25 protein-coding genes and 1 pseudogene are annotated in these 25279 nt (G+C 70.3%); 17 read left to right on the top strand and 9 right to left on the bottom strand.

Going from position 1 to position 25279, the window contains the following annotated elements; translation table 11 throughout:
* Positions 1-31: 31 nt before the first annotated feature.
* From AB0H56_RS11350 to AB0H56_RS11340, 3 genes are all read right to left on the bottom strand, one after another.
* Positions 32-838, bottom strand: a complete 807-nt coding sequence (locus AB0H56_RS11350) for an SDR family oxidoreductase (protein WP_357160612.1) — start codon at positions 836-838, stop codon at positions 32-34.
* Between the two features lie 584 nt (positions 839-1422).
* Positions 1423-2451: a helix-turn-helix domain-containing protein gene (locus tag AB0H56_RS11345; RefSeq protein ID WP_357160609.1), complete on the bottom strand. Its 1029-nt coding sequence runs from the start codon at positions 2449-2451 to the stop codon at positions 1423-1425.
* A gap of 80 nt (positions 2452-2531) precedes the next feature.
* Positions 2532-3506 carry an alpha/beta hydrolase gene (locus AB0H56_RS11340; protein ID WP_357160606.1) on the bottom strand — a complete coding sequence of 325 codons (975 nt, stop codon included), beginning with the start codon at positions 3504-3506 and terminating at the stop codon, positions 2532-2534.
* 406 nt (positions 3507-3912) lie between these two features.
* Here AB0H56_RS11340 and AB0H56_RS11335 point away from each other — a divergent pair, with 406 nt between their 5' ends.
* From AB0H56_RS11335 to ligA, 7 genes are all read left to right on the top strand, one after another.
* Complete coding sequence (locus AB0H56_RS11335; protein WP_357160603.1) at positions 3913-5139, top strand: cysteine desulfurase family protein; 1227 nt, start codon at positions 3913-3915, stop codon at positions 5137-5139.
* Positions 5139-6233, top strand: coding sequence for a tRNA 2-thiouridine(34) synthase MnmA (mnmA, locus tag AB0H56_RS11330; protein WP_357160600.1), 1095 nt, complete (start codon positions 5139-5141; stop codon positions 6231-6233). Before AB0H56_RS11335 ends, mnmA begins: the two co-directional genes overlap by 1 nt.
* Entirely contained in the window at positions 6226-6495 is a 270-nt protein-coding gene (locus AB0H56_RS11325; RefSeq protein ID WP_357160597.1) for a hypothetical protein, read from the top strand. The genes mnmA and AB0H56_RS11325 overlap by 8 nt, the downstream gene beginning before the upstream one ends.
* Complete coding sequence (locus tag AB0H56_RS11320; RefSeq protein ID WP_357160594.1) at positions 6492-7616, top strand: methionine synthase; 1125 nt, start codon at positions 6492-6494, stop codon at positions 7614-7616. Before AB0H56_RS11325 ends, AB0H56_RS11320 begins: the two co-directional genes overlap by 4 nt.
* A gap of 53 nt (positions 7617-7669) precedes the next feature.
* Complete coding sequence (locus AB0H56_RS11315; protein ID WP_357160591.1) at positions 7670-7909, top strand: AbrB/MazE/SpoVT family DNA-binding domain-containing protein; 240 nt, start codon at positions 7670-7672, stop codon at positions 7907-7909.
* Positions 7902-8162 (top strand): PIN domain-containing protein, encoded by a 261-nt coding sequence (locus AB0H56_RS11310; RefSeq protein WP_357160588.1) that lies wholly within the window; start codon positions 7902-7904, stop codon positions 8160-8162. The genes AB0H56_RS11315 and AB0H56_RS11310 overlap by 8 nt, the downstream gene beginning before the upstream one ends.
* A gap of 259 nt (positions 8163-8421) precedes the next feature.
* Entirely contained in the window at positions 8422-10512 is a 2091-nt protein-coding gene (gene ligA / locus AB0H56_RS11305) for an NAD-dependent DNA ligase LigA (RefSeq protein ID WP_357161250.1), read from the top strand.
* Between the two features lie 41 nt (positions 10513-10553).
* Here the strand turns inward: ligA and AB0H56_RS11300 are convergent, their stop codons facing one another.
* Together AB0H56_RS11300 and AB0H56_RS11295 are read right to left on the bottom strand one after the other, a co-directional pair.
* Positions 10554-10907: a hypothetical protein gene (locus AB0H56_RS11300; RefSeq protein ID WP_357160585.1), complete on the bottom strand. Its 354-nt coding sequence runs from the start codon at positions 10905-10907 to the stop codon at positions 10554-10556.
* A 147-nt stretch (positions 10908-11054) separates the two neighbouring features.
* The gene (locus AB0H56_RS11295) at positions 11055-11693 is read right to left on the bottom strand and encodes a PadR family transcriptional regulator (protein WP_357160582.1); all 639 of its coding nucleotides are present in this window, start codon (positions 11691-11693) and stop codon (positions 11055-11057) included.
* A 121-nt stretch (positions 11694-11814) separates the two neighbouring features.
* On the opposite strand from AB0H56_RS11295, the gene AB0H56_RS11290 reads away from it, so the two are divergent.
* From AB0H56_RS11290 to AB0H56_RS11270, 5 genes are all read left to right on the top strand, one after another.
* Positions 11815-12753 carry an ATP-binding cassette domain-containing protein gene (locus AB0H56_RS11290; RefSeq protein WP_357160579.1) on the top strand — a complete coding sequence of 313 codons (939 nt, stop codon included), beginning with the start codon at positions 11815-11817 and terminating at the stop codon, positions 12751-12753.
* On the top strand, positions 12750-13601 hold the full coding sequence (locus AB0H56_RS11285; RefSeq protein ID WP_357160576.1) for an ABC transporter permease: 852 nt from the start codon (positions 12750-12752) through the stop codon (positions 13599-13601). The genes AB0H56_RS11290 and AB0H56_RS11285 overlap by 4 nt, the downstream gene beginning before the upstream one ends.
* Before the next feature lie 127 nt (positions 13602-13728).
* Complete coding sequence (locus tag AB0H56_RS11280; RefSeq protein WP_357160573.1) at positions 13729-14913, top strand: ATP-binding protein; 1185 nt, start codon at positions 13729-13731, stop codon at positions 14911-14913.
* A gap of 52 nt (positions 14914-14965) precedes the next feature.
* Entirely contained in the window at positions 14966-15313 is a 348-nt protein-coding gene (locus tag AB0H56_RS11275; RefSeq protein WP_357160570.1) for a hypothetical protein, read from the top strand.
* A 66-nt stretch (positions 15314-15379) separates the two neighbouring features.
* Positions 15380-15901: a GNAT family N-acetyltransferase gene (locus AB0H56_RS11270; protein ID WP_357160567.1), complete on the top strand. Its 522-nt coding sequence runs from the start codon at positions 15380-15382 to the stop codon at positions 15899-15901.
* Here the strand turns inward: AB0H56_RS11270 and AB0H56_RS11265 are convergent.
* A complete protein-coding gene (locus tag AB0H56_RS11265; protein ID WP_110035990.1) occupies positions 15894-16544 on the bottom strand; it encodes an amino acid-binding protein in 651 nt (216 codons plus the stop codon). The genes AB0H56_RS11270 and AB0H56_RS11265 overlap by 8 nt on opposite strands.
* Before the next feature lie 245 nt (positions 16545-16789).
* Here AB0H56_RS11265 and gatC point away from each other — a divergent pair, with 245 nt between their 5' ends.
* Positions 16790-17086, top strand: coding sequence for an Asp-tRNA(Asn)/Glu-tRNA(Gln) amidotransferase subunit GatC (gene gatC / locus AB0H56_RS11260; RefSeq protein ID WP_067493225.1), 297 nt, complete (start codon positions 16790-16792; stop codon positions 17084-17086).
* Positions 17083-18570 carry an Asp-tRNA(Asn)/Glu-tRNA(Gln) amidotransferase subunit GatA gene (gene gatA, locus AB0H56_RS11255; RefSeq protein ID WP_357160564.1) on the top strand — a complete coding sequence of 496 codons (1488 nt, stop codon included), beginning with the start codon at positions 17083-17085 and terminating at the stop codon, positions 18568-18570. Before gatC ends, gatA begins: the two co-directional genes overlap by 4 nt.
* 55 nt (positions 18571-18625) lie before the next feature.
* On the opposite strand, the gene AB0H56_RS11250 is transcribed toward gatA, so the two are convergent.
* Together AB0H56_RS11250 and AB0H56_RS11245 are read right to left on the bottom strand one after the other, a co-directional pair.
* Positions 18626-19060 carry an SRPBCC domain-containing protein gene (locus AB0H56_RS11250; protein WP_357160561.1) on the bottom strand — a complete coding sequence of 145 codons (435 nt, stop codon included), beginning with the start codon at positions 19058-19060 and terminating at the stop codon, positions 18626-18628.
* Positions 19061-19100: 40 nt separating this feature from the next.
* The gene (locus AB0H56_RS11245) at positions 19101-19850 is read right to left on the bottom strand and encodes a hypothetical protein (protein ID WP_357160558.1); all 750 of its coding nucleotides are present in this window, start codon (positions 19848-19850) and stop codon (positions 19101-19103) included.
* A gap of 165 nt (positions 19851-20015) precedes the next feature.
* On the opposite strand from AB0H56_RS11245, the gene AB0H56_RS11240 reads away from it, so the two are divergent.
* The gene (locus AB0H56_RS11240; protein ID WP_357160555.1) at positions 20016-21179 is read left to right on the top strand and encodes a histidine kinase; all 1164 of its coding nucleotides are present in this window, start codon (positions 20016-20018) and stop codon (positions 21177-21179) included.
* A gap of 78 nt (positions 21180-21257) precedes the next feature.
* The gene (locus AB0H56_RS11235; protein WP_110035985.1) at positions 21258-21923 is read left to right on the top strand and encodes a response regulator transcription factor; all 666 of its coding nucleotides are present in this window, start codon (positions 21258-21260) and stop codon (positions 21921-21923) included.
* Positions 21924-21933: 10 nt separating this feature from the next.
* On the opposite strand, the gene AB0H56_RS11230 is transcribed toward AB0H56_RS11235, so the two are convergent.
* Positions 21934-22830 (bottom strand): hypothetical protein, encoded by an 897-nt coding sequence (locus AB0H56_RS11230; RefSeq protein WP_357160552.1) that lies wholly within the window; start codon positions 22828-22830, stop codon positions 21934-21936.
* A 160-nt stretch (positions 22831-22990) separates the two neighbouring features.
* Here AB0H56_RS11230 and AB0H56_RS11225 point away from each other — a divergent pair.
* Positions 22991-23746 (top strand): annotated as a pseudogene (locus AB0H56_RS11225) (serine/threonine-protein kinase); the annotation flags it as partial.
* Positions 23747-25279 lie beyond the last annotated feature (1533 nt).

The following is a 25279-nucleotide window of genomic DNA, read 5'->3' as shown; positions in this document are numbered from 1 at the left end:
GAGACGCTGCTCACACCAGCCGGTCAAACCATCACTGGCCGGGTTCCCAGACCGCAGGCCAGTCGCGTCCACGGAACGCCGCGTCGACACCTCCGTCGACGAACACCACCGACCCGACGAAATAGCTGGACTCCGGCCCGAGCAGGAAGGCGACGAGGGCCGCGACTTCCCGCGCGGTGCCGCCCCGCCCGGCCGGCACCGTGGCCAGGAACCCCTCCATAGCCGCCCCGATGAGCGGGTCCTTGCGGCCCTCCTGCGTCATCGGGGTGTCGATGATGCCCGGTGCGACCGCGTTGAGGCGGATCCCGTCCTTGATGTAGCTCGCCGACCGCGTCCGCGCGTAGTAGGCCAGCGCCGCCTTGGTCGCGGGATAGGCCTGGATGGCCGCCATCTCACCGAACGACGCGGCGATCTCGTTCGCTTTCGCCTCATCGTGCTCGAGGCAGGCGTCGGCGAGCGCGACAGGCCAATGCGGTTGTGTGGTCGTCGAATTCGAGCTGACCAACACGACGGAGGGATTCTCGCCCGCGGCGAGCAACGGCCGGAGACCTTCCAGGAGGTCGATGGCGCCGAAGTAGTTCACCCCGATCATCCGCGCGGCAGACCTGCCGGTGGCGGCGGCGAGACCGGCGAAGGGAACGAACCCGTCGAGGCTGCCGTCGAGCAGCGAGGTGGCCTGGGACACCGCCTCGGCCCGCCCCGCCGCGGTGCTCAGATCGACGGTGATGTCGGCGTCGTGAAGGTCGACACCGAGCACGCGGTGACCGTCGGCCTCCAAGCGTTCCTTGGTGGCGGCGCCGATGCCGGACGCTGCTCCGGTGATGACATAGGTGCTCAACGGCTTCCTCTCGGAGGCGGGGTCGGAAACGAAGCCCAGGCTATCGGCGTGCACCCGCATCACCCGTGATTCCTCCCACTGGGAGGGAGAAGTCGCCCGGCCGCCCGGCCACCGTCAAGGTCACCGACCCCACCACCCGCCACGCCGCCGCGCGTGAGTTCGGCTCATCCGGCCATCGCGCCGGTGACGCGTCGGCCAGTTCGGCGCGCGTCGCGCCGTCAAGTTCCGGCGAGCGAGAATGACGAGGTCGACGAGGAGCTCACGCTGCAAGCCGACCTCGAGCCGGAGGAGGACATAGAGCTAGAACGTCGAGGGTCACCGATGCGTGACCTGCCCCAACTCCCGCCGCCAGTTGACTGCGTTGTGAGCGCAAGTTCGTGTTCTCCGCTATCGCAGGCCGCAGTGTTGCGCATTTCCATCAACACGTGTTCGTCCGACCGGTGGGTACTCCTGAAGGCGTCGTATGGAACGACGTTGACAGCTGGATTGGTCGTCCTGTCGTGACGACCGTCGAGCTCAACGCCCTCGATCCCCGCACCGAGACCGTCGACGATGTCGAGTTCGGCGGCGGGTCGCGCGATCGGTCAGTTGCCCTCGCGTGCCGCGATGCCGAAACGGTTGCGGTACTGCGACGGCGTGACCCCCGTGGATCGCTGAAAAAGCCGCCGGAAGTTCGACACATCGAGGTAGCCGACGCTGCGCGAGATCCGCGCGACCGGCTCGTTGGTCAGCTCCAGTGCCTCACGGGCCTTCGCGATGCGCGCCGCCTGAACGTACTCCGTCGTCGTCAGGCCCGTGGCTTCTTTGAACCGTCGCTGCAAGGTGCGCGGGTGCATGGCCACGGCCTGGGCGAGGTGCTTGACGGAGTGGGGTTCCTCGAGGCCGGCGTGCAGCTGGGCCTGCACCTGGCGAATCTCGGCGTCGCCGTGCTCGAGCCGAGGCGTGAACTCTTGATAGAGGGACTGCCGTCGGCGAGGCGGGTCGGCAAGGACGAAGCGCGCCGTGTGCAGCATGACACTGGGACCGAGCATCCGGTCGACCAGCGTCAGTCCCAGGTCGACCCAAGCCAGAATCCCCGCAGCCGTCACGATGTCGAGATCGTCGATCACCATGCGTGAGGCGTCCACCCGAACGTTCGGGTGTCGTCGCGCCAGCTCGTCGGCGAACGCCCAGTGGGTCGTCGCGTCTCGCGAGTCGAGCAGACCGGTCTCGGCGAGCACGAAGACACCGGCGCACACAGCACACAGAGTGGCGCCCCCGGACCGGAGGCCGACAAGCCAGTCGGTGAGCTCCCCGACCGGCGTCATCAGCTCGGGTACGACGAGGCTGGGCGGAATGATGACGTGGCTGAGGCGATGCGCGAGCTCGGGATGGGTATCCGACGAGCAGACCATGACGGGCCCTTCGTCGGAGGCCGACACGGCCCAGGTGCTGACCCGGATCACGCTCGGCGGATCGGCCGACGCGACGGCATATTCACTGGCGACGCGGAAGATGTCGCGGAGGCCGTGGATCGCCGAGACCTGGCATTCGTCGTACTCCAGCAGGCCGACCTCACCGACCACCCGGGCTCCGGTCGCGTCGACGTGTGGACCGGTGGCCCTCGGGCTCATCTCGCCTCCTCGGATTCCGTGGCCGATCCGACCGTGGGCGACAGACCCTGCCGAGGCTGCCGTCCACGGCCTTGCCGGTGTCATTCTTGGTGGAGTGCCTTGCGCAATGCGTCGATGGACAGCTTCCGAGCGACGTTGGTGGCCGGGGTGTCCCGCAGGCTGTCCAGCAGCATGAAGTCGTGGACGGTCCCGCTGATGCGGACGCCTGTCACCTCGACGCCGGCCTCGCGGAGCTTGTTCGCATAGAGTTCGCCCCCATCGCGCAAGACATCAGCCTCCGCGGTGATGACGAGGGCGGGCGGCAGACCCGCGAGGTCCTCGAGCGTTGCGCGCAGGGGGGAGGCGTACTTCTCCTCGCGCTTGTTCTCGTCGGTCGTGTAAGCGTCCCAGAACCATTTCATCCCGTCGCGGGTGAGGTAGTAGTGCTCAGCGAACTGGTGGTAGGACTGGGTGTCGAAGTCCGGCCCCGTCACGGGGTAGAGCAGGATCTGCGCTTCGAGCGCGAGCCCGCCGCGGTCCTTGTTCATCTGCGCGAAGACCGCCGACATGCACCCGCCGACGGACTCGCCGGCGACGGCGACGCGGGAAGTGTCGAGGCCGTGGTCGGCACCGTTCGCCTGCAACCACTGGCCGACGGCGTAGTTCTGCTCGACCTGCGTGGGATACCCCTTCTCCGGCGCCCAGTCGTAGACGGGAAAGACGCCGGCGGCACCAGCCCCGACGGCGAGTTCGCGGAAGAGGCGGTCGTGGGTCTTGTCGTCGCCGAAGACCCAGCCTGCACCGTGGATGTAGAACACCACCGGCAGCGGGCCGGTGGCGCCCTTGGGCTTGATGATGCGGGTACGGACGATGCCCCATTCGCCGGCGTCGACGTCGACCCACTCCTCGTCGACATCGGGGCGTTCGACGCCCTCGCCGCTCTGCAAGTCGCTGAGGATCTTGCGCCCCTGCTCGGGCGGAAGCTCGTAGATGCGCGGGTGCGGGTCGGTGTCCTCGGTGAGCTTCTTGGCCTCGGGCTCCAGGTACGGCGTGGTGGGGGCCGGAAGGTCAGTCATCAGAAGTCCTTTCCTCGGATGCTGGTCGTTTGCTCTGTCGACGCTACTGGCAGTCCGAGACCGCGCACAGTGCCGCGAACGACTCCTTTGAAGGTGATGACGACACGGTGGTCAGAAGCTGGAACCGGGGCTCGCCGTGTGCGTGGCGGATCGGTAGGCGGAGGCTGCGACGCGGCGAAGGACGGCGGGTTCCACACACCGGCGGTATCAGCGGGCACCGCACCCGTCGGATCCGGAGGTTCTCGGGTGCGCTCACGACCTGGTCGGACCCTGCGGGGTGTGAGCAGAGGAATACGGATAGGTGATACGCGTGTTGTGGATCGTGGGCAAATCGTAGAAAAATCGTCGAGAGCAGGGGTGGACCCCGAAGATGACCAGGTCAGCGGTGGGATAGGCTTTGTCGGTCATGAAGTCGGCTAATGCGGGTCCGGTCAGCGGTGCGCCCAAGACGGTCTACCTCGATCATGCGGCGACCACTCCGATGGTGCCTGCCGCGGTCGAGGCGATGACGGCTGCGTTGGGGACGGTGGGTAACGCCTCGTCGTTGCACGGGTCGGGGCGGGCCGCGCGGCGGGCGCTGGAGGAGGCGCGCGAGTCGATCGCGGCCGATCTGGGGGCGCGGCCGTCGGAGGTGATCTTCACGTCCGGGGGGACCGAGAGCGACAATCTGGCCGTCAAGGGCATCTACTGGGGGCGCAGGGCGGCCGATCCGCGGCGCACCAGGATCGTCACCAGCGCGGTCGAGCATCACGCGGTGCTCGACGCGGTCGAGTGGCTGGAGAAGCACGAGGGCGCGCGGGTGAGCTGGCTGCCGGTCGACGCCGAGGGTGTGGTGTCGGCGCAGGCGCTGCGCGCGGAACTGGCCGAGCATGCCGACGAGGTGGCGCTGGTCAGTGTGATGTGGGCCAACAATGAGGTCGGCACCATCGAGCCGATCGCCGAGTTGGCCGCTGTCGCACAGGAATTCGACGTCCCGATGCACAGCGACGCGATCCAGGCGGTGACCCAGATCCCGATCGATTTCGGCGCGAGCGGGCTGGCAGCGCTGAGCGTGGCGGGGCACAAGGCGGGCGGTCCGCACGGCATCGGCGTGCTGCTGCTGGGCAGGCAGGTCCCGTGTGTGCCGCTGGTCCACGGCGGCGGGCACGAGCGCGACCTGCGATCCGGCACCTCCGACGTGGCCGCCGCGGCCGGGATGGCCGCGGCGCTGCGCGCGGCCGCCGCTGACCTGCCCGCGCGCACCGAACAGCTGCGTGACCTGCGTGATCAGCTGATCGACGGGGTGCGGGCCGTCGTGCCCGACGCGGTGCTCAACGGTCCCGTCGACGAGCGCAGGCTGCCCGGCAACGCCCACTTCACCTTCCCCGGCTGCGAGGGCGACTCGCTGCTCATGTTGCTCGATGCCGCCGGTGTCGAGTGCTCCACCGGGTCGGCCTGCAACGCGGGCGTGGCCTCGCCGAGTCATGTGCTCATCGCGATGGGGGTGGAGCCGTGGCAGGCGCGCAGTTCGCTGCGCTTCTCGCTCGGCCACACCTCGAACGGGACCGATATCGACACACTGATGACCGTCCTTCCGCAGGTCATCGAACGGGCCAGGGCCGCGGGCCTGGCCGGCGCTAGAGGAGGTGCCTGATGCGAGTACTCGCCGCGATGAGTGGTGGCGTCGATTCGGCGGTGGCCGCGGCGCGGGCCGTCGACGCCGGTCACGAGGTGGTCGGGGTGCACCTGGCGCTGTCGGCGTCACCGGGCACGCTGCGCACCGGGTCGCGCGGTTGCTGCTCCAAGGAGGACGCCGGTGACGCGCGCCGCGCCGCCGACGTGCTCGGCATCCCGTTCTACGTGTGGGACTTCGCCGACCGCTTCAAGGAAGACGTGATCGACGATTTCGTCGCCGCCTACGCCGCGGGCGAAACCCCGAATCCGTGCCTGCGCTGCAACGAGAAGATCAAGTTCTCCGCCCTGGCCGACCGCGCTCAGGCGCTGGGTTTCGACGCGGTGGTCACCGGTCACTACGCCCGGCTCGAGGACGGTGTGCTGCGCCGGGCCGTCGACGCCGACAAGGACCAGTCCTACGTGCTCGCGGTGCTCACCGCCGAGCAGCTCGCGCGCGCCATGTTCCCGGTGGGCGACACCCCGAAGCCGCGCATCCGTGAGGAAGCGGCGGAGCGGGGCCTTGCCGTGGCGAACAAGCCCGACAGCCACGACATCTGCTTCATACCCTCCGGCGACACCCGCGCCTTCCTCGGCGCCAAGATCGGCATCCGTCCCGGCGCCCTGGTCGACTCCGACGGCACCGTGCTCGGCGAGCACGAGGGCGTGCACGGGTTCACCGTCGGCCAGCGCAAGGGCCTCGGCCTGACCCACACCGCCGCCGACGGCAAGCCGCGCTACGTCACCGGGATCGATCCCGATTCGGGCACGGTCAAGGTCGGTTCGGTGGAAGACCTGCAGGTCGACGTCGTCACCGCCGATCGCGCCATCTGGACCTCCGGCGTGCGCCCGCAGGGTCCGGTCGACTGTGTGGTGCAGGTCCGTGCCCACGGTGGCATCGCCCCCGCGGTGGTCGAACCGCTCGGCGACGGGCTGATCGCGCGCCTGCGCGAACCGCTCAGCGGTGTCGCCAAGGGCCAGGCCATCGTGCTGTACCTGCCCGACGCCGAGTCGGGCGACACCGTGATCGGCAGCGGGACCATCAGCGGCACCGACCGCGCCGCGGCCGATGTCTGAACCAGACGGCGGGCCAGGGCCCGAGCTGTGGGAGATTCGGCTCGGCATCGTGGCGACCGAGGCGGAGATGCGGCGGGTGAGCGCGGCGATCGAGTCGGTGCTGTGCCCCGACCCGGAGCACACGCCGCCGTGCCCGATTCCCTGGGCACTGGGTGTCCGCACGGGCGAGGACCTCGACGATGGCGAGCGCGCGGTGTACGCCGATGTCGTCGAGCAGCACCGGATCGAATCCGGGACAGCGGGAGAGGTACCGCGCGGATGACACGGTGGCCGGATGCGGGCGATGCGTCGGCGACGTCGGACCTGGTTGTGCCGGTGCGGGACGCGTCCGCCGAGCAGGGGCAGACCGCGGTGCCGGGCGAGGTGCTCGTCGGCGGCATCGCCACGGCTGTCGGCTCCTGGCCGGGGACCGACCCGCGCGAGGCCGCGGCGACGATCATCGGCGAGTTGCCCGGCCTGCCGCACCTGGTCGAGCTGCCGGCTCGCGGGGTCGGCGCGGACATGATCGGCCGGGCCTCGGCACTGCTGGTCGACCTGCGCTTCGACTCGACGACGCGCGGGTACCGGTTGGCGGTGCGGCCGGGCGGGGTGTCGCGGCGGGCCAGAGACCTGCTGCGGACCGACCTCGACGCGCTCGAAGAAGCCTGGGAGACAGCGGGTCTGGCCGGGTCAGGCCGGGTGGTCAAGGTTCAGGCGGCGGGTCCGCTGACCCTGGCCGCCGACGTGGAGCTGCCCGGTGGGCATCGCATCCTCACCGATTCCGGTGCGGTGCGCGATCTTTCGGAGTCCCTCGCCGAGGGGCTGGCCCGGCACGTGGCCGAGGTCGCCCGGCGGCTCGGCGCGCAGGTGGTCGTCCAGCTGGACGAGCCCCGGCTCACCGCGGTCCTCGACGGCTCCCTGCGGGGTCCGAGCATCCTGAACACCCTCCGCGCGCTGCCTGAACCCGAGGCTCTGCACATCCTGGACACGGTGATCACCGCCCAGTCCGCGCCGGTCGTGCTCCACACCTGCGCGTCGCGTCCCGCGCTCACCACCATGGGCCGTACCTCCGCCGCGGCGATCTCCGTCGACGCGGCGACGATCACCACCGCCGACCTCGACGCCCTCGGCGAGATCGTCGACTCCGGCACGAAGCTCGCCCTCGGCTTGACCCCGACCGCGCGCCCCGCCACCCCGCCGACCTGGCGCACCATCGCCGAGCCCGGCATCCGCCTGATCGACCGCCTCGGTTTCCCCCGCCGCGTCCTCACCGACCAGATCCTGGTCACCCCCGCCTGCGGCCTGGCCGGCGCCCCCCTGCCCTGGGCCCGCACCGCTCTGACCCTCACCACCGAGGCCGCCCGCGCCTTCACCGAGGACCCGGACTCGATCACCGCCGATTGACTTCCGGGCCCGCTACCACCTATTAAGAAGCTGTCTATTGGATGGAGGCGGACATGCGGATGAACGCGAACGGTCAGGTCACCATCCCGCCGGAGCTACGGGCGCGGTTCAACCTGCGCGAGGGCGACGAGCTCGATGTCATCGACGTCGGCGGTGCGTTGCGTATCGTCGCGCGTGGCGGTGCGGACAGTCCGGGGGAGCGACTCGTCCGGCACATGCGCCGCCACCGGTTCGACAATCCCGACGTCGGTGGTCTCACGACCGACGAGATCATGGATCTGTTGCGTGACTGACGCCGTCACCGCGCTGCGGCGCGCGACCCTCGTCGACACGTGCGTGCTCATCGACATTCTCGACGGCGACCCGACGTGGGAGGACTGGTCGGCTTCCGCGCTGTCGGCAGCGCGCAACGCTGGGCGCGTGGTGATCAACCCGTTGATCTACGCGGAAGTCTCGATAGGTTACGCGACCAAGGAAGCTCTGGAATCCGCCCTACCGTCGGACGCGTTCGATCGTGAGCCACTTCCGTGGGATGCGGCTTCCTAGCCGCGAAGGCCTTTCTCGCCTACCGGCGACGCGGTGGCGACAAAACGGCCGCCCCTGCCGGATTTCTACATCGGCGCGCACGCTGCCGTCAGCGGATATCGAACTCCTCACGCGGGACGCCGCCAGATACCGGACGTACTTTCCACGGCTCGACGTCATCGCCCCGGAATGACCCCGCGACGTGCGGTTACGGTCGCCGGAAGTGTCGGTGCCCTCGACTAGTCTTCGACAGGTGAGTGACAGCGAGAGCGTGGTTTCCGTGAGTCCAGAGGGCGCGACCTCCGAGCAGCGGGTGCGCTGGCAGCAGCTGGCGGACGAGGTGCGCGAGCACCAGTTCCGCTACTACGTGCGCGACGCGCCGATCATCTCCGACGGCGAGTTCGACACCCTGCTGCGCGAACTGCAAGCGCTCGAGGACACCCACCCCGACCTGCGGACCCCGGACTCGCCGACCCAGCTGGTCGGCGGCGGGTTCGCCACCGAGTTCACCGCCGTCGACCATCTCGAGCGGATGTTGTCGCTGGACAACGTGTTCGACTACGACGAACTGCGCGCCTGGGCGGGTCGCGTCGAGGCCGAGACCGGATCGAATCTGCACTATCTGTGCGAGGTCAAGATCGACGGCGTCGCGCTGAACCTGGTGTACGAGAACGGCAAACTCACCCGTGGCGCCACCCGTGGTGACGGGCGCACCGGCGAGGACGTCACCCTCAACGCCCGCACGATCGAGGACATCCCGACCGAACTCACCCCGCACGCCGACTTCCCGATCCCGGAGCTGCTCGAGGTGCGCGGCGAGGTGTACTTCCGGCTCGAGGACTTCGAGACGCTCAACGCCCAGATCGTCGCCGAAGGCAAACCGCCGTACGCGAATCCGCGCAACACCGCCGCCGGTTCGCTGCGCCAGAAGAACCCGGCGATCACCGCCCAGCGCAGGCTGCGGATGATCTGTCACGGCTTCGGCCGGATCGAGGGCTACCGCCCGGAGTCCCAGCACGAGGCCTATCAGGCGCTCGCGGCGTGGGGCCTGCCGGTGTCCGAGCACACCCGGCTGGTCGAGGGGATCGAGGCCGTCATCGAGCGGGTCGCCTACTGGGGCGAGCACCGCCACGACATCGAGCACGAGATCGACGGTCAGGTGATCAAGGTCGACGAGACGGCGCTGCAACGCCGCCTCGGCTCCACCTCGCGGGCGCCCCGCTGGGCGATCGCCTACAAGTACCCGCCGGAAGAGGCCACGACCACCCTGCTCAACATCGAGGTCAATGTCGGTCGCACGGGGCGGGTCACGCCGTTCGCCGTGATGGCGCCGGTCTCGATCGCCGGGTCGACCGTGTCGATGGCGACCCTGCACAACGCCTCGGAGGTCAAGCGCAAGGGTGTGCTGATCGGTGACACCGTCACCATCCGCAAGGCGGGCGATGTGATCCCGGAGGTCCTGGGTCCGGTCGTCGACGCCCGCACCGGCGACGAACGCGAGTTCGTGATGCCGACGCACTGCCCGAACTGCGGCACCGAACTGGCGCCGGAGAAGGAGGGCGACGCCGACATCCGTTGCCCCAATCAGCAGTTCTGCCCGGCCCAGCTGCGCGAACGGGTGTTCCACCTGGCCAGCCGCGGCGGCTTCGACATCGAGGCGCTCGGCGACAAGGCCGCCGACGCGCTGCTGCGTGCCGGCGCCATCACCGACGAGGGCGATCTGTTCGACCTCGACGAACAGCGCCTGCTGTCGGTGCCGCTGTTCACCAATCAGAAGGGGCAGCTCACCCAGAACGGGCACCGGCTGCTGGAGAATCTGCGGACCGTGAAGGAGCGGCCGCTGTGGCGGGTGCTGGTCGCGCTGTCGATCCGGCACGTCGGCCCGACCGCGGCCAGGGCGCTGGCCGCCGAATTCGGCAGCCTCGAGCGCATCGAGGCCGCCACGGTCGAGGAGCTCGCCGCCACCGACGGCGTCGGTCCCACCATCGCCGCGGCGGTCGGGGAGTGGTTCACCGTCGACTGGCACCGCGCCATCGTCGACAAGTGGCGTGCGGCGGGCGTGCGGATGGAGGACGAGCGCGACGAGTCGATCGAACGCACGCTCGAGGGGCTGTCCATCGTCGTCACGGGGTCGCTGCAGACCTTCACCCGCGACGGCGCCAAGGAGGCGATCCTGGTGCGCGGCGGCAAGGCGGCGGGCTCGGTCTCGAAGAAGACGGCCTTCGTGGTGATCGGCGATTCGCCGGGGTCCAAGGCGGCCAAGGCCGAGGAACTCGGCGTCCCGATCCTGGACGAGGACGGATTCCGCGCGCTGCTGGCCGGTGGTCCCGGCGCGGTGACGCCCGCGGACGAAGAATCCGCGACGGGATAGCGGGCGTGCGCGCGGTGGGCCGGTGCCCACCGCGCGACCGATCAGTTCGGGGTGACCGTGACGGTGGCGCTGGTCTGGCCGCGCAGCTGGAACTGGGCGCACTGCCCGTTGCTGATCTCCACGTGACGGCGCAGCTTCTTGCTCTCGCTGTCGATATCGATCGTCACGTCGGTGCTGGTCATCGAGCACACCTTCGAGACACCGGCCAGCACGTAGGTCTGCGAGCCCGCGCCCTGACAGGAGTTCGTCTCGTCACCGAGGAACACCCGGGCGGTTCCGTTCGGGCAGGGGTCGGCGGCCGCGTTCGGGGCGCCGAGCAACACCACCGGCACCGCCGCGCCCGCGGTCACCGCCGCGACGACCACTCCGCGCACCATCATCCGAACAGCCATCATGCGCACCCATCCTCGTCGCCGATCCCGCCGACCGGGCGGCCGCGGTATGTCAGCATGCTAATTCGTCGGCGCCGGACACGCCCGGCGGTCCACGAGTTCGCGCATCGGCGACAGCGAGCGGCCGCGGTCGGGAATTCCGGTGTGTCGCTAACGGGCGTCCAGCGGATCGGGGCCGGTGGCGAACGGGTTGGGTTCGTCGTCGGCGAGCACGCCGACGAAGGGTTCGCCCTCGCCGGCGAAGACGTAGGCGCCGCCTTCGATGCGGTCGATCAGGCCGTGGGTCCACGCCGCTTCGCTGTCGGCGGAGTGGACCCACATGTTCATGATCTCGCCGATGTGGCCGAGCTGTCCGGGGCCCTGTTCCGGGGTGTAGTACTCGGTGACCGAGGCTCGCCACTGTTCGAGCCCGGCGATCCGCTGCCGGAGCAGGGTGACCGCCTCGGCACGGGGCAGGTCGACGAGGAAGCCGATGCCCGCCGAGAGCATGTCCATCTTCTGGTCGTAGGAGGTCAGGGCCTGGCGCAGCAGGGCGAAGTACTCCGCGGTGCCCTCGTCGTTGATCTCGTACTCGACGCGCGGGGGACCGCCCGCGGTGCTCGGGGCGACCTCGTGCTCGACGAGGAGTCCCTGCTTGGCCATCTGCTTGAGCGCGTGGTAGATCGAGCCGGGCTTGGCGTTGGACCACTCGTGGGCGCCCCAAAACTCCAGGTCGTTGCGGACCTGGTAGCCGTGTGCGCGTCCGTGTTGCCGGACCGCGCCGAGGACGAGCAGGCGGATCGCCGACATGGGCACCTCCCTTCTGGTCAACTTTGACCAATGTATCAGTATTCAAACTTGACTAATCGCAGTGAGGGGCCGTACCTTGGGCGTCTAGTCAAGTTTGATCACTGAGCGATGGAGGGGTGAAGTGACAGACCGTGAACCGGCGATCGTCGCCGAAGGCCTACAGAAGAGCTACGGGTCGAAGCGGGCGCTCGACGGGCTCGACCTCGTCGTCGAGGCCGGCACCGTGCACGCGGTGCTCGGCCCGAACGGCGCGGGCAAGACCACGGCCGTGCGCATCATGTCCACGCTGCTGCGCCCCGAAGCGGGGCGGGTCGTGGTGGCGGGTCTCGACCTGCGCACCGACGCCGATCGGGTGCGCTCCCGGATCGGGCTGCTCGGCCAGAGCGCGGCCGTCGACGAGGAACTCAGCGGCAGGCAGAACCTGGAGATGTTCGGGCGCCTGTACCACCTGGGCGCGCGCCGCGCCGCGCTCCGGGCCGACGAGCTCCTGGCCAGGTTCGGTCTCGCTGACACCGGGCGCAAGGCCGTCAAGCAGTACAGCGGCGGGATGCGCAGGCGGCTCGACCTCGCGGCCTCGCTCATCTCGCAACCGCGGGTGCTCTTTCTGGACGAGCCGACGACCGGGCTCGATCCGCGCGGTCGCACGGAGGTGTGGGACTCGGTGCGATCGCTGGTCGACGGCGGCACCACGGTCTTGCTGACCACCCAGTATCTGGAGGAGGCCGACCAGCTGGCCGACCGGATCTCGGTGATCGACCACGGCAGGGTCATCGCCGAGGGCACCGCCGACGAGCTGAAGACGAAGACCGGCGGCGACCGCATCGATGTGGTCCTGCGCGACGCGTCCCAGCTGGCGCTCGCGGCCGCGCTGCTGCCCGGCGACGCGGTCGTCGACGAGGACCGCCGGCTGGTCAGCGCCGCGGTCAGCGACCGGATGGCCGCCCTGACCGAGACCGTCCGGGGGCTGGCGGCCCGCGGAATCGAACCGGAGGACATCGCGGTCCGGCGGCCGACGCTGGACGAAGTCTTCCTGCACCTGACGAAGGAGAACGCGGCATGAGTCAACGGCCTGGGGCGGTAGCGCCGCGTGAGCACGCAGGCATGAGCCCGACCCGAGAGCTGGATTCGACACTGAGCTGGGCGGTGGCCGACTCGTGGACGATGACCCGGCGCGAGCTGGCGCACTGGGCGCGCCAGCCCGTGCAGATGGTCGTCGGGCTGGTCTTCCCGGTGATGCTGCTGCTGATGTTCAGCTACCTGATCGGCGGTGGCCGTGGCGTCGACGGCGACTTCAAGGACTACCTGGTCCCCGGCATGCTGACGATGACCATGGCCTTCGGCCTCGAGTCGACGATGCTCGCGGTGACCCAGGACCTGAACAAAGGGGTGATCGACCGGTTCCGCTCGATGCCGATGAACTCGGCCGCTGTTCTGGTTGGCCGCAGTATCGCCGACATGCTGCAGTCGGCGGTCGGGCTGACGGTGATGATCGCGGTCGGGTACGCGATCGGCTGGCGCTGGCACGGCGGCGGCGCCGCGTTCCTCGGCGCGGTCGGACTCCTGCTGCTGCTCCGGTTCGCGATGCTGTGGATCGGCATCTATCTGGCCATGGTCGCGGGCAAACCGGAGCTGGTGCAGGCCGTGCAGATCCTGGTCTGGCCCGTCGCATTCCTCTCCAACGCGATCGCCGCACCCGATTCGATGCCGTCCTGGCTGGGCGCGGTCGTCGAGTGGAATCCCATGTCGGCGACCGCGACCGCGGTGCGCGAGCTGTTCGGCAATCCGGTCGCCGCGGGTGACTCGTGGGCCGCGGCCAATGCCGAACTGCTCGCGGTGGTCTGGCCGGTGGCCCTGGTCGCGGTGTTCTTCCCGCTGGCGGTGCGGCGGTTCCGGGAGTTGAGCCGCTGATCGACCCGACGCCGGGGCCGCCTGTCGCGCGGCCCCGGCCCGCCCCTCGCCCGCCGCATCCAGATGTCCCCTAGTCTGGCCGAAAGAATCGGAGAGGCGGACGAGCTCAGTGCTGCGTAGTTTTCAGGTGACCAATCACGGATCGCTGGCCGAGGCGCAGCAGCTGCGGTTGAGCAAGTCGGCCGGGAGCTCGGTGGCCGTGCCGGTGACGGCCGTGCACGGGGTGGCGGCGTCGGGGAAGACGAGCCTGGTCGACGCGCTCGCCCAGATGCGCGACGCGGTGCTGCACTCGGTGAGCGGCTGGGATCCCTACGCCGGGCCGGTGCGCAGGCCGCACCTCGGATTCGCCGACCGCCCCACGGAATTCGTGGCAGGCTTCGTCGCCGAAGGGGTGCCCTACACCTACGGTTTCCGCCTCGACAACGCCGATGTGATCGCGGAGTGGCTCTACACGCATCCGCGCTCGCGCAAGCGGATCGTGTTCGAGCGCACCGGCGATCAGGTCAAGATCGGGCCGATGTTCGAGGCCGCGCGCTACGGTGTCGCGGCGCTGGTCCCGCTGGTGCGGCCCAACGCGCTGCTGCTGAGTCTCGCGGGGCAGCTCTACGCCGAGGCCCTGGTGCCCGCGTATCGCTGGTTCGCGGCGAACCTGCGGGTGCAACAGGGCGAGGCCGACACCGACGCGCTCGCGCACGATCTCGGCAGCCACATCTCCCGCTCACCCGACAACGCCGCCCGCCTGCTGATGCTGCTGCGCACGGCCGATCTGGGGATCGAGGACCTGCTCGTCGCCGAACACGATCCGATGTACGCCGACTATCTGCGCGACCTCGACGCCGAGATCGCCGCGCTGACGGGACAATTCGAACACGGCGGTGCCGACCCGATCCTGGTGGAGCGGGAGCTGAGCACCCTGCGGGCGGCGCGCGACGCGCTGTATCGCCGGATGGTGGATCGCCGCGGCGCCGGGCTCAGCCTGGTCCACGAGGGTGTCGACGTGCCCTTCGAGCTGGCCGACGAGTCCACCGCGACCAGATCCCTGCTGCGGGTGCTGCCCGCGATGCTGGAGGCGCTCGACACCGGCCAGGTCCTCGCTGTCGACGATCTCGGCGCGGGGCTGCCGGTGGAGGAGACCGACCGCCTCGTGCAGTTGTTCCAGAACCCGGAGACGAATGCCCGTGGGGCGCAACTGATCTACACCACCGCGAACCGCGCGCTGATCGACCGGAACAACGGCCGCTCGCAGCGCACCCGCACCGCCGTGTGGCAGTTGCGCCGGGAGCGGGGCGTCAGCGAGCTCACGCCGCTGTGATGCCGCCCTGTGGCCGCGCTGTCCGCGCAGGTCGGGGCCTACCATGGGAACCATGCTCGAAGTGGTGATGGCGGCGGCCATGGTGACGATGTTGCTCGTGACGCTCGGTGCCGTGTTCGCGCATCGCTTCGGCCGCGGCGGCGGGCAGACGGTCGAACAGGGTTCGCTGATCATCACCGGGGTCAGCCCGCTGCCCGCGATGACCGGCGAGCACTACGTGACGATCACCGGCGCGCTCGTCGGCCCGTCGGTGCCGGAGCGGGTGGTGTACCGCCGCTTCGCCTGGGACGCCACCCAGTGGCCGTCGATCGGCGAGCACCTCGTCGTCGTGTACCCGCCGCGCAATCCGGACCGGTGGGTGGCCCAGCATCCGGGCCTGCGGTCCTACCTCGGCTCGTGACCGCGCCATTCGAGTCAGACATGGGTGAGTTTCAGATCACAGTCGCCGGGGTGGGATCATGCCCGTATGCAGGGTTACCACCATCAGACCTCCGGCGACGGCCTCCACATCCGGCCCGCCAGAGCCGATGAATTCGCCGCCGTCGCCGCGCTGACCGTGCAGGTGTACGTGGGCGACGGCTACGTCGACCAGGACGACAGCTACGTGCGCGAGCTGGCCGATGTCGGCAGGCGCGCCGCCGAGGCCGAAGTGCTCGTCGCGGTGCACGAGGGCAAGGTCGCCGGTTCGCTCACCGTGGCCGCGCCGGGCACCCGGTACGCGGAGATCGCGCTGCCGGGCGAGCTGGAGTTCCGCATGCTCGCGGTGGCCAAGGAGGCGCGCGGTCTCGGCGTCGGCACGGCGCTGGTACGCGCCGTGATCGACGAGGCGAAGGCGGGCGGCTATTCGGCCGTGGCGTTGACCACCATGGGCACGATGGTCGACGCGCACCGCATCTACCAGCGACTCGGCTTCGTCGGTGTGCCGGAACGCAATTGGTCCACCGACCACGGCCTTCCGCTGTACGTGATGCGGCTGGCGCTCAGCTGAGCACGGTGGCGACGATCCCGGCCAGATAGCCGAGCCGCGCCACCTCCGAGGGCCGGAAGTCCGGGCCGCCCGGGCGGCCGAGCAGCAGCGACTTGCCGGTGTTGCCCAGCGGCGCGGCCGCGAGCTTGGTGTCCATGTCGCGCCAGATCTGCGGCACCCACTCGGCCTCGCCGTCGAGCCACGACGGCTTCTCCAGCGGCATCCACGGCGCCGAACCCGCTTGCGTCTCAGGCGCACTCGGGCTCCCGACGACCCGGTACGCGCCCGCGGGGCCCATGCCGATGATCGTCGACCAGCCCACCCGCAGCACGCGCGGCACGCCGTCGACGAGCACCTGCATCCGATCGTCGCGGGCGCTGGCGACCTGGTCGATCAGCTCGAGTTCGCGATGGGTGTCGAGCACCCCGGAGTAGGGCCTGATCGAGTCGACGCTCACATCGTGCACGGATTCCGCGGCGGTGATGAGGGTGTCGGGCAGGGCGCCGGTGGGGACCTCCACCACGAGGTCGTCGACGGCGAACCCGGCGCCACGCTCCACGACGTCGAGCGAGAGGATGTCCGCGCCGACCCCGCCGAGGGCGAGTGCGAGGGAACCGAGGCTTCCCGGTCGATCCGGAAGTTGCACGCGGAGCAGGAATGACACGTGCGTTCCTTTCCTAGGGCCGGGTGGTCCGAGACGAATACCCGGTGACGCAATACTTACACCCCCGAACGCGGGTTCTCGACTCGAAGTATGCGCCCAACCGCACGACATGCGCGAACTTTCGAGGGAGGTGGGTGGTGCGTGACCGGGCCGGTCGGCGCGGGGCGGGTGCGTCAGGAGCCCGCGGACCCGCTGACTAGGCTGTACCCACTACCGACAGTACCGAAGCCGAAAGGGGTCCCGCGGTGCCCGCAATCTCCCGCGACGAGGTCGCTCACCTCGCCCGGCTGTCCCGGCTGGCGTTGACCGACGCCGAACTCGACCAGTTCGCCGGTCAGCTGGATTCGATCCTCAGCCACGTGCGGACCATCTCCGAGGTCGCCGCCGACGTCCCCGCCACCGCGTCGCCGAATCCGACGACCAATGTGACCAGGCCCGACGTGGTCGTGCCCGGTCTGACTCCCGAGCAGGCGCTGGACCAGGCGCCCGCCGTGGAAGAGCAGCGTTTCCTGGTCCCGCAGATCCTGGGAGAGGGCGAATGACCGAGTTGACCCAGCTGTCGGCAGCCGAGCTGGCAGCCAAGATCCACGGTGGCGAGGTGTCCTCGACCGAGGTCACCCAGGCGCACCTGGATCGCATCGCCGCGGTCGACGGTGAGCTCAACGCCTTCCTGCACGTCGCGGGGGACGAGGCGCTGGCCGCGGCCGCGGTCGTCGACTCGGCGCTGGCCGCCGGCGAGACCCCGGCCTCGCCGCTGGCGGGAGTTCCGTTGGCGCTCAAGGACGTTTTCACCACCACCGACATGCCGACCACGTGCGCGTCGAAGGTGCTCGAGGGCTGGATGTCGCCCTACGACGCGACGGTGACCACGCGGCTGCGCGCGGCGGGCATCCCGATCCTCGGCAAGACCAACATGGACGAGTTCGCGATGGGCTCCTCCACGGAGAACTCCGCCTACGGCCCCACCCGCAACCCGTGGGACACCACCCGCATCCCCGGCGGGTCCGGCGGTGGCTCGGCGGCCGCGCTGGCCTCGTTCCAGGCCCCGCTGGCCATCGGCACCGACACCGGCGGTTCCATCCGTCAGCCCGCCGCGGTCACCGCGACGGTCGGCGTGAAGCCCACCTACGGCACGGTCTCGCGCTACGGTCTCGTCGCGTGCGCGTCGTCGCTGGACCAGGGCGGCCCGTGTGGTCGCACGGTGCTCGACACCGCGCTGCTGCACGAGGTGATCGCCGGGCACGACCCGCGCGACTCCACCTCCCGTGACGTGCCGGTGGCCCCGGTGGTCGCGGCCGCGAAGCAGGGCGCCAACGGCGACCTCAGCGGCGTGCGCGTCGGCGTGGTGCGCGAATTGCATTCCGACAGTTACCAGCCCGGCGTGCTGGCCTCCTTCGACGCCGCCGTCGCGGTGCTGAAGGACCTCGGCGCCGAGGTGATCGAGGTGTCGTGCCCGAACTTCGAGTACGCGCTGTCCTCGTACTACCTGGTGATGCCTTCGGAGGTGTCGTCGAACCTGGCCCGCTTCGACGCCATGCGCTACGGCCTGCGCGTCGGTGACGACGGCAGCCACAGCGCCGACCAGGTGATGTCGCTGACCCGCGAGGCCGGTTTCGGCCCCGAGGTCAAGCGCCGCATCATCATCGGCACCTACGCGCTCTCGGCCGGGTACTACGACGCCTACTACGGTCAGGCGCTCAAGGTGCGCACGATGATCGCGCAGGACTTCGACCGCGCCTACGAGCAGGTCGATGTGCTGGTCTCGCCGACGAGCCCGTTCACCCCGTGGAAGCTGGGCGAGAAGGTCGACGACCCGCTGGCCATGTACCTGTCGGACCTGTGCACGCTGCCGACCAACCTGGCGGGGCACTGCGGCATGTCGGTGCCGTCGGGGCTGTCCACCGACGACAACCTGCCGGTGGGTCTGCAGATCATGGCACCCGCGCTGGCCGATGACCGGCTGTACCGGGTTGGCGCCGCCTACGAACTCGCCCGCGGCGCGCTGCCGGTGCCCGCGGCGGTCTGAGCGAAGCACACGAGCGGGGTGCGCGGGGCCGGATCGGCCTGGCGCACCCCGTTTTTCAGATCTCGGTGGCCCGCTTCGCGACGCCCGCGGTCATCGCGGTGAAGCCGGCGCGCAGGTGCTTGCCGAGAGCGAGGTTCACCACCGGGCTCAGCCAGCCGGCCAGGGTGAACCGCGATTCGTAGCGGCAGCGGTCGGCGCCGAGCGGCACCACGGTGTGCGAGCGCAGGCTGTGCAGTGCGCCTGCGGGGACCGGCTTCATGGTGTAGCTGAACTCGGAGCCGGGGGTGTGGCTGCGGATCCATTCGCGCTGGGGTCGCTCGTTGCCGCCGAGGTTCACCTTCATGTCGATCGGCTCACCCGGCACCAGGGTGCTGGCGGCCTCGTAGCAGAAGGTGTTCCATTCGCCGTAGCGACCGAAATCGGTGAGGACCTGCCACACCTTCTCGGCGGGGGCGTCGATCTCGATCGTTTCGTCGATAGTCAGGGCCATGCCTGAAAACTAGGACAAGTTCTAATTTTCGGCAAGCCGTTCAGACAAGCCTGCGCCGACGTTTCCGCAGCGCATCGATGATCACCGCCGAGGCCGCCGTCGCCGCGAACAACCCGAGCACCGTGCGCGCCAGCGGCCACAGGTTCGGGCGGTCGGCCGGATCGGTCTCGGCGAAGACGTTCTCCACCACCGGGGCGCCGTACTCCTGGCGCCGCGAATTCACATCGACCGCGGTGAACGCGATGTCGGCCATCACCCCGCAGCGGGCCCGGGAGAACTCGTCGTCGCGCAGTTCGCAGGCCGCGTGGATGCGGCGGTTCAGCGCCGCGTCCACCGATCGCCGGGCCCACGGGCCCAGCGGCTCGTCGACCCGCTCGGCGTAGCGCAGCATGTCGTAGCCGAGGTCGTGCGCCTTGCAGGCCGCGGCGAACTCGGCGGGCAGCGTCACCGGCGAGGAGCAGCTGCCGTTCGGGTTCAGCAGCAGACCGTCCTGCTGGGCCGGGTCGTAGCCGAACTTGTAGCCGAAGTCGCGCGGGATCAGCGAGGTGGCGTCGGGGTCGTCGTCGGTGAGCGCGCGCACCACCGCGGCCGCCGCGGCGTTCTCGGTGCCGCCGGGAGTGGTGCCCATCGCGCCCGGCGCCGACATGACGACCGCGGCGGCCATCGCCACACCCGCGGTGCACAGGGCGACCCCGCTACGGCGGCGGTGCGTGGAATCGGACGCGGAGGCGGCGGAGACTGCGGTACGGGCACGGCGAGCGGCGGGTACCGGGCGAAGCGGGGTGTTCATGGCCTCCGACGGTAAGGAGCGGGTCGCGCGGCGGGCATCCCGCTGCGGACCGGTTCTCGGGACGCGCGGGCGGGTGACCCGGCGTCGGGGTCACACCAGGGTAGGGGGTCCGATTTGGCACGTGGGTATGAGGTCCGCCGACCGGGTGGTTCGTAGGCTCGTGCCATGCCTGGACAACTGCGCCCTGCCGCGCGCCGAATCGCCGCGCGCACCTGGTTCGACATCGGGACCGTCGCGGTCGCGCTGATCCTCTACAGCATCGCCTGGCCGACCCTGTTCGTCACCCACGAGGTGCCGGCGCCGCTCGCGCCGCTGCTCGCGGCGCTGGCGGTGTTCCCGATCCTGTTCGTGCGGATCAACCCGGCACTCGGTTGGGCCGTCTCGGCCGGGTCGGCGCTGCTGATCTCGCTGGCGCTGTCGTCCACCCCCGGCAACGATGTGCCGTTCCAGGTGGTGCACATCATCGTGCTGTTCGTGCTGCTGTTCGCGGTGGCGTTGCAGGCCGCGGTGCCGGTCGTCGTGGTCGCCTGGGCGGCGCAGTCGATGCTGTTCGCCACCACCATGCCGGGCTCGGCCGCCGGTCCGCTGTGGGGCTGGCCGATCGGGCTCGGCGCCCTGGCGCTGTTCGGGTATCTGCTGCGTACGCTGCTCGCCTCGCGGCGCAAGCTCGAACGACAGGAGGAGGTCACCGAGGTCGAACGCGCCCGGCGAGCCATTCTCGAGGAGAAGGCACGCATCGCGCGCGACCTGCACGATGTCGTCGCCCACCACATGTCGATGGTGGTGGTGCAGGCCCAGACCGCGCCGTATCGGATCGCCGATCTCGATCCCGCGGCCCGCGGCGAGTTCGAGTCCATCGGCGCCACCGCGCGCACCGCGCTCAACGAGATCCGCGGCATGCTCGGGGTGCTGCGCAGCGACGGGCAGTTGCCCGAGCACGCGCCCCAGCCGCGCGCGGTCGACGTGCCCGAGCTGTGCGCCTCGGCCCAGCGGGCCGGGATGCCGGTCGAGTGGACGGTCACCGGGTCGCTGGAGTCGGTCCCGGAGACGACCGGGCTCACCATGTACCGCGTCGTGCAGGAATCCATCGCGAACGCGGCCAGGCACGCCCCGGGCGCCCCGGTGCTCGTCGCGGTCGCCGTCGGCCCAGGCACGGTGGCGGTGACCGTCCGCAACGCGCCCTCGGCGACCGTGTCGCGTCCGGGCCTCGGCGGCGGACACGGCATCGACGGCATGCGCACCAGGGTCGAGGCGGTCGGCGGCGAACTCGCCGCCGGACCCACCGGCGACGGCGGCTTCGAGGTGTCGGCGAAACTGCCCACCGCCTAGGCGTGCCCGCGTGATCGGGCCGGCCCCGGCGCGAAAGACCGGCGAACGCATCGCTTCCGCGCACACTAGGGTGGTCGAGTGGCAATTACCGTGTTGATCGCCGACGACCAGGCGATGGTCCGGCAAGGCTTCGGCGCGTTGCTCGCCGCCCAGCCCGACATCAGCGTCATCGGTGACGCGGCCGACGGGCGGATCGCGGTGGCCGAGGCCAAGCGGTTGCGTCCCGACGTCGTCCTCATGGACGTGCGCATGCCCGAGATGAACGGGCTGGAGGCGGCCCGCGCGATCCTCGCCGCCGGCTTCGATCCGCCGGTGCGCGTGCTGATGCTCACCACCTTCGACATCGACGACTACGTCTACGAGGCGCTGAGCCTCGGCGCGAGCGGATTCCTGCTCAAGGACGCGCCCGCCGAGGAATTGGTGCGGGCGGTGCGCGTGGTCGCCGACGGCGAGGCACTGCTGGCCCCGACCATCACGCGCCGGTTGATCGCCGATGTCACCCGGCGCCGCAGTACGGCACGCACCCCCGCCGCGCCCGCGCTGGCCTCGCTCACCCCGCGCGAACGCGAGGTGCTCGAACTGGTCGCCAAGGGGCTGTCGAACACCGAGATCGCGGCCGCGCTGTTCGTCGCCGAGCAGACGGTGAAAACCCATGTCTCCAAGGTCTTCTCGAAGCTCGGCCTGCGCGACCGGGCCCAAGCCGTCGTCCTGGCCTATGAATCCGGCCTGGTCGTCCCCGGCTGAGCCGGTGGGCTCAGCGCGGGCAGACGCCGCCGCGCAGCTGCGGCAGGTGCCGGGCCAGCAGCAGAGTCATCCGGTCCAGCAGCGCGGTGGTGTCTTCGAAGGTGCCCGAATCCGCCTGCGCGGCAAGGGCGACCGCCAGCTGGCCGCTGCCCACCGGCACCAGCCCGAACTGGCGCACCGTGTACACGCCGGTGTAGTCGTCGGGGCCCCAGCCGCCCTTGAACTCGGTGTTGTCGAGCAGGCCCAGACCCCAGCCCTGATCCGGGGTGATCTCGCCCATCAGCTTCGTGACCACCTCGGTCTGCGGCAGGCAGGGCAGCCGCGAGGCGAAGCGCACCTGATTGGCCAGCGACCATTCGGTGCCGCCGAAGGAGGTGTAGTCGAGTTCGGTGCGCAGGCTCTCCTTGCCCGCCGGGATGTCACCCGCCTCGTCGAGCACCTGCTGTACGGCCGCGGCCGCCTCCTCGCCGTCGCCGAGCGATTCCCAGAGCCCGTAGGCGGCGTCGTTGTCCGACACCGTGATCGCGGCCTGCACCATCTCGAAGATCGACTGATCCTGATCGTGGCGCAGCGCGGCGACGGCCAGCGGCACCTTCATGGTGGACCAGGCGATGCCGGTGGTCCAGTCGCCGTAGATCGTCATCCGGCCGCCGCCGACCGGCATCAGCGCCATCCCGACCTGGCCGGGCAACTGGGCCTGCAACTGGGTGAACTCCGCGGTCAGCGAGTCGGGCCGCATGATCGACAGGCCGGGGTTCCCGGCGTCCTCGCTGCTCACCGCGACCGTCGGGGCACGCACCGCGGCCGGGGCGTCCGGCAACGCGCACGAGGCGCTCAGCGCGGCCGAAACGAGCACCACACTGTGCAGCAGTCCGCGAACGACCGCTGCCCTCCCTATGGAATTCACCACCGGATCCTCCCCACCACCCACTGCGCGTCGGCGCTGATCTTCGGCGGTGCAAACTACTCGTCGAGCGCGTCCGGACGATCCCGGACGACTGATGGCAAGTTTCACCGATTTTCGGCGAGAATTCGAATGAACGTGGTCACACGCGGTCGCGGGTGCCATGCTGGTCCGCCACGGAGGCCGGAAGGGGGTCGCAGTGCTCGAGATCGGTGAGGTGTTCGCCGGGTTCACCGTCGAGCGGATGCTCGGCCAGGGCGGCATGGGCACGGTGTACCTGGCGCGGCACCCGCGGCTGGACCGGTTGACCGCCCTCAAGCTGCTCAATCGGGACCTGTTCGCCGACGCCCGCATTCGCGCGCGGTTCGAGCGGGAGGCCGATCTCGCCGCCGGGCTCGACCATCCCGGCATCGTCACCGTCTTCGACCGTGGCGCCGAGGGCGAACAGCTGTGGATCAGCATGCAGTACGTCGACGGGGTCGACGCGGCCACCGTCGACCCGATGGCCTTGCCGCCCGAGCGGGCCGTGCAGATCATCGAAGGGGTCGCCGATGCCCTGGACTACGCGCACGGCAGGGGCGTGCTGCATCGCGACGTGAAGCCGGCCAACATCCTGCTGGCCCGCTCCAGCGGCGGCCAGGGCGAGCGGGTGTTCCTCACCGACTTCGGGATCGCCCGTCTGCGCGCCGATTCCACCCACCTGACCCAGCAGGGCATGTTCACCGCGACGCTGGCCTACGCCTCGCCCGAACAGATGACCGGCGCCGAACTCGACCACCGCTCCGACCAGTATTCGCTGGCCTGTGCCCTGTACTGGCTGTTCACCGGCGTCGCCCCCTTCGATTCCCCCGACCCGAACGAGATCATCCGCGGCACCCTGCACCTCCCGCCGCAGCCCCTGGCCCTGCGCCGCCAAGGCCTACCGCCCGCCCTCGACGCGGTCCTTGCCGCCGCCATGGCGAAACATCCCGCCGCCCGCTTCGATTCCTGCACGGCCTTCGCCAAGGCTGCCCGCAAGGCCCTCACCTCCAACACCCCACCCGTTCTGCCTCGGCCTGCCGCCTACTACCCACCCGCGCCCCAGCCGGGCGGTGGGCCCTACCCGCCGGCCGCCCCCGGATATGCGGCCCAACCGGGACCGCCGAGACAGCCTGTGCCCCAGGCTAATTGGGGACCTGCCGCGCCTCCCCCTCCCGCTGCGCCACCGCGCGTGCCGCCGGTACCGGTGCTGCCGCCGCAGCAGGGGCCGGATTCGCGTGTGCCGCAGTCAGGTTCGAATTCGCCCGTTCCGCCGCACGTGGGTTCGAGTTCGCCTGTGCCGCCGCAGGGTTCGCCTGTGCAGCAACCGGGTCAGTCTGTGCCGCAGCAGGGTTCGTCCGTGTCCCAGCAGGGCTCCGCCTCGCCCGTGCCGAGGCAGCAGGGTTCCGCTTCGCCTGTGCCGACGTCGCAGGGTTCGGGTTCGCCCGTGCCGCCGGACGCGGGTTCGGCTACGTCCGTGCCGCCGCATGTGGGCTCGGGTTCGCCCGTGCCGACGCCGCAGGGTCCGGCTTCGCCTGTGTCGCAGCAGGGTTCGGCTTCGCCCGTTCCGCCGCACGTGGGTTCGGGTTCGCCCGTGTCGCCGCAGTCGGGCTCCGTTTCGCCCGTGCCGACGCCGCAGGGTTCGACTTCGCAAGTGCCGCCGGACGCCGGTTCCGCGTCGCCCGTTCCGCCGCACGTGGGTTCGGGTTCGCCCGCGTCGTCCCCCGCGGGTTCGGCTTCGCCTGTGCCGCACCCCGGCTCCGCTTCGCCAGTGCCGCCGCACCTGGGCTCCGCGTCGCCTGTGCCGCCGCATCCGAGTTCCGCTTCGGCTGGTGGACAGGGACGTGGTCCGGTCGCTCACCCCGAGTCCGGACATCCTGCGGTTACGCCGTCAGGTGGTTCGCACGATGCGGCACAGCAGCATTCGGCGGCGCCCTCGGTGGGGGCGGGCGAGTACTCACCGCCGATGGCGGAGCTGGATCTGCCGCCGGTGCGGCCCGGTGTCGAGCCGGGATCGTCTGTGTCGAGCGGCGGACCGGCGGGGAATTCGGGAGCCGGGCAGGGTGCAGCCGCTCACGCAGAGCCTCAGCGCCGAGATCCGGCGGGCGCGCAGGCAGGCGGGGGTGCGGTCGGCGACCACCCCTCGTCGGTGCGCACCGACGGATCCGAGTCAGCGGTCACCGATGTGGTGCCGATGCCGGAGTCCGCGCGATTGGCCGCGAACGCGAACGCCCCGACCATCGTCACCGCGATCGCGAGTTCGTCCAGCCCGCCGGACCAGGCTCAAAGAGTGCCCGCCCCCGAGGATTTCGCGGCAGAGCCACAGCTCACGGACGGAGGTGGTGGCGCCGGCCGCGCTTCATCCGAGGAACGACCAGGGTTCATCGAGGGTGAGCCGGACAAGTCGAACGCCGATCCAGCAGGCGCCAGCGGC

The sequence above is a fragment of the Nocardia sp. NPDC050717 genome (assembly GCF_040654275.1).
In the GTDB taxonomy this organism is placed as follows: Bacteria; Actinomycetota; Actinomycetes; order Mycobacteriales; family Mycobacteriaceae; genus Nocardia.
The sequence above is the reverse complement of the archived record's forward strand: the minus strand, read 5'-3'. Positions and strand labels throughout refer to the sequence as shown.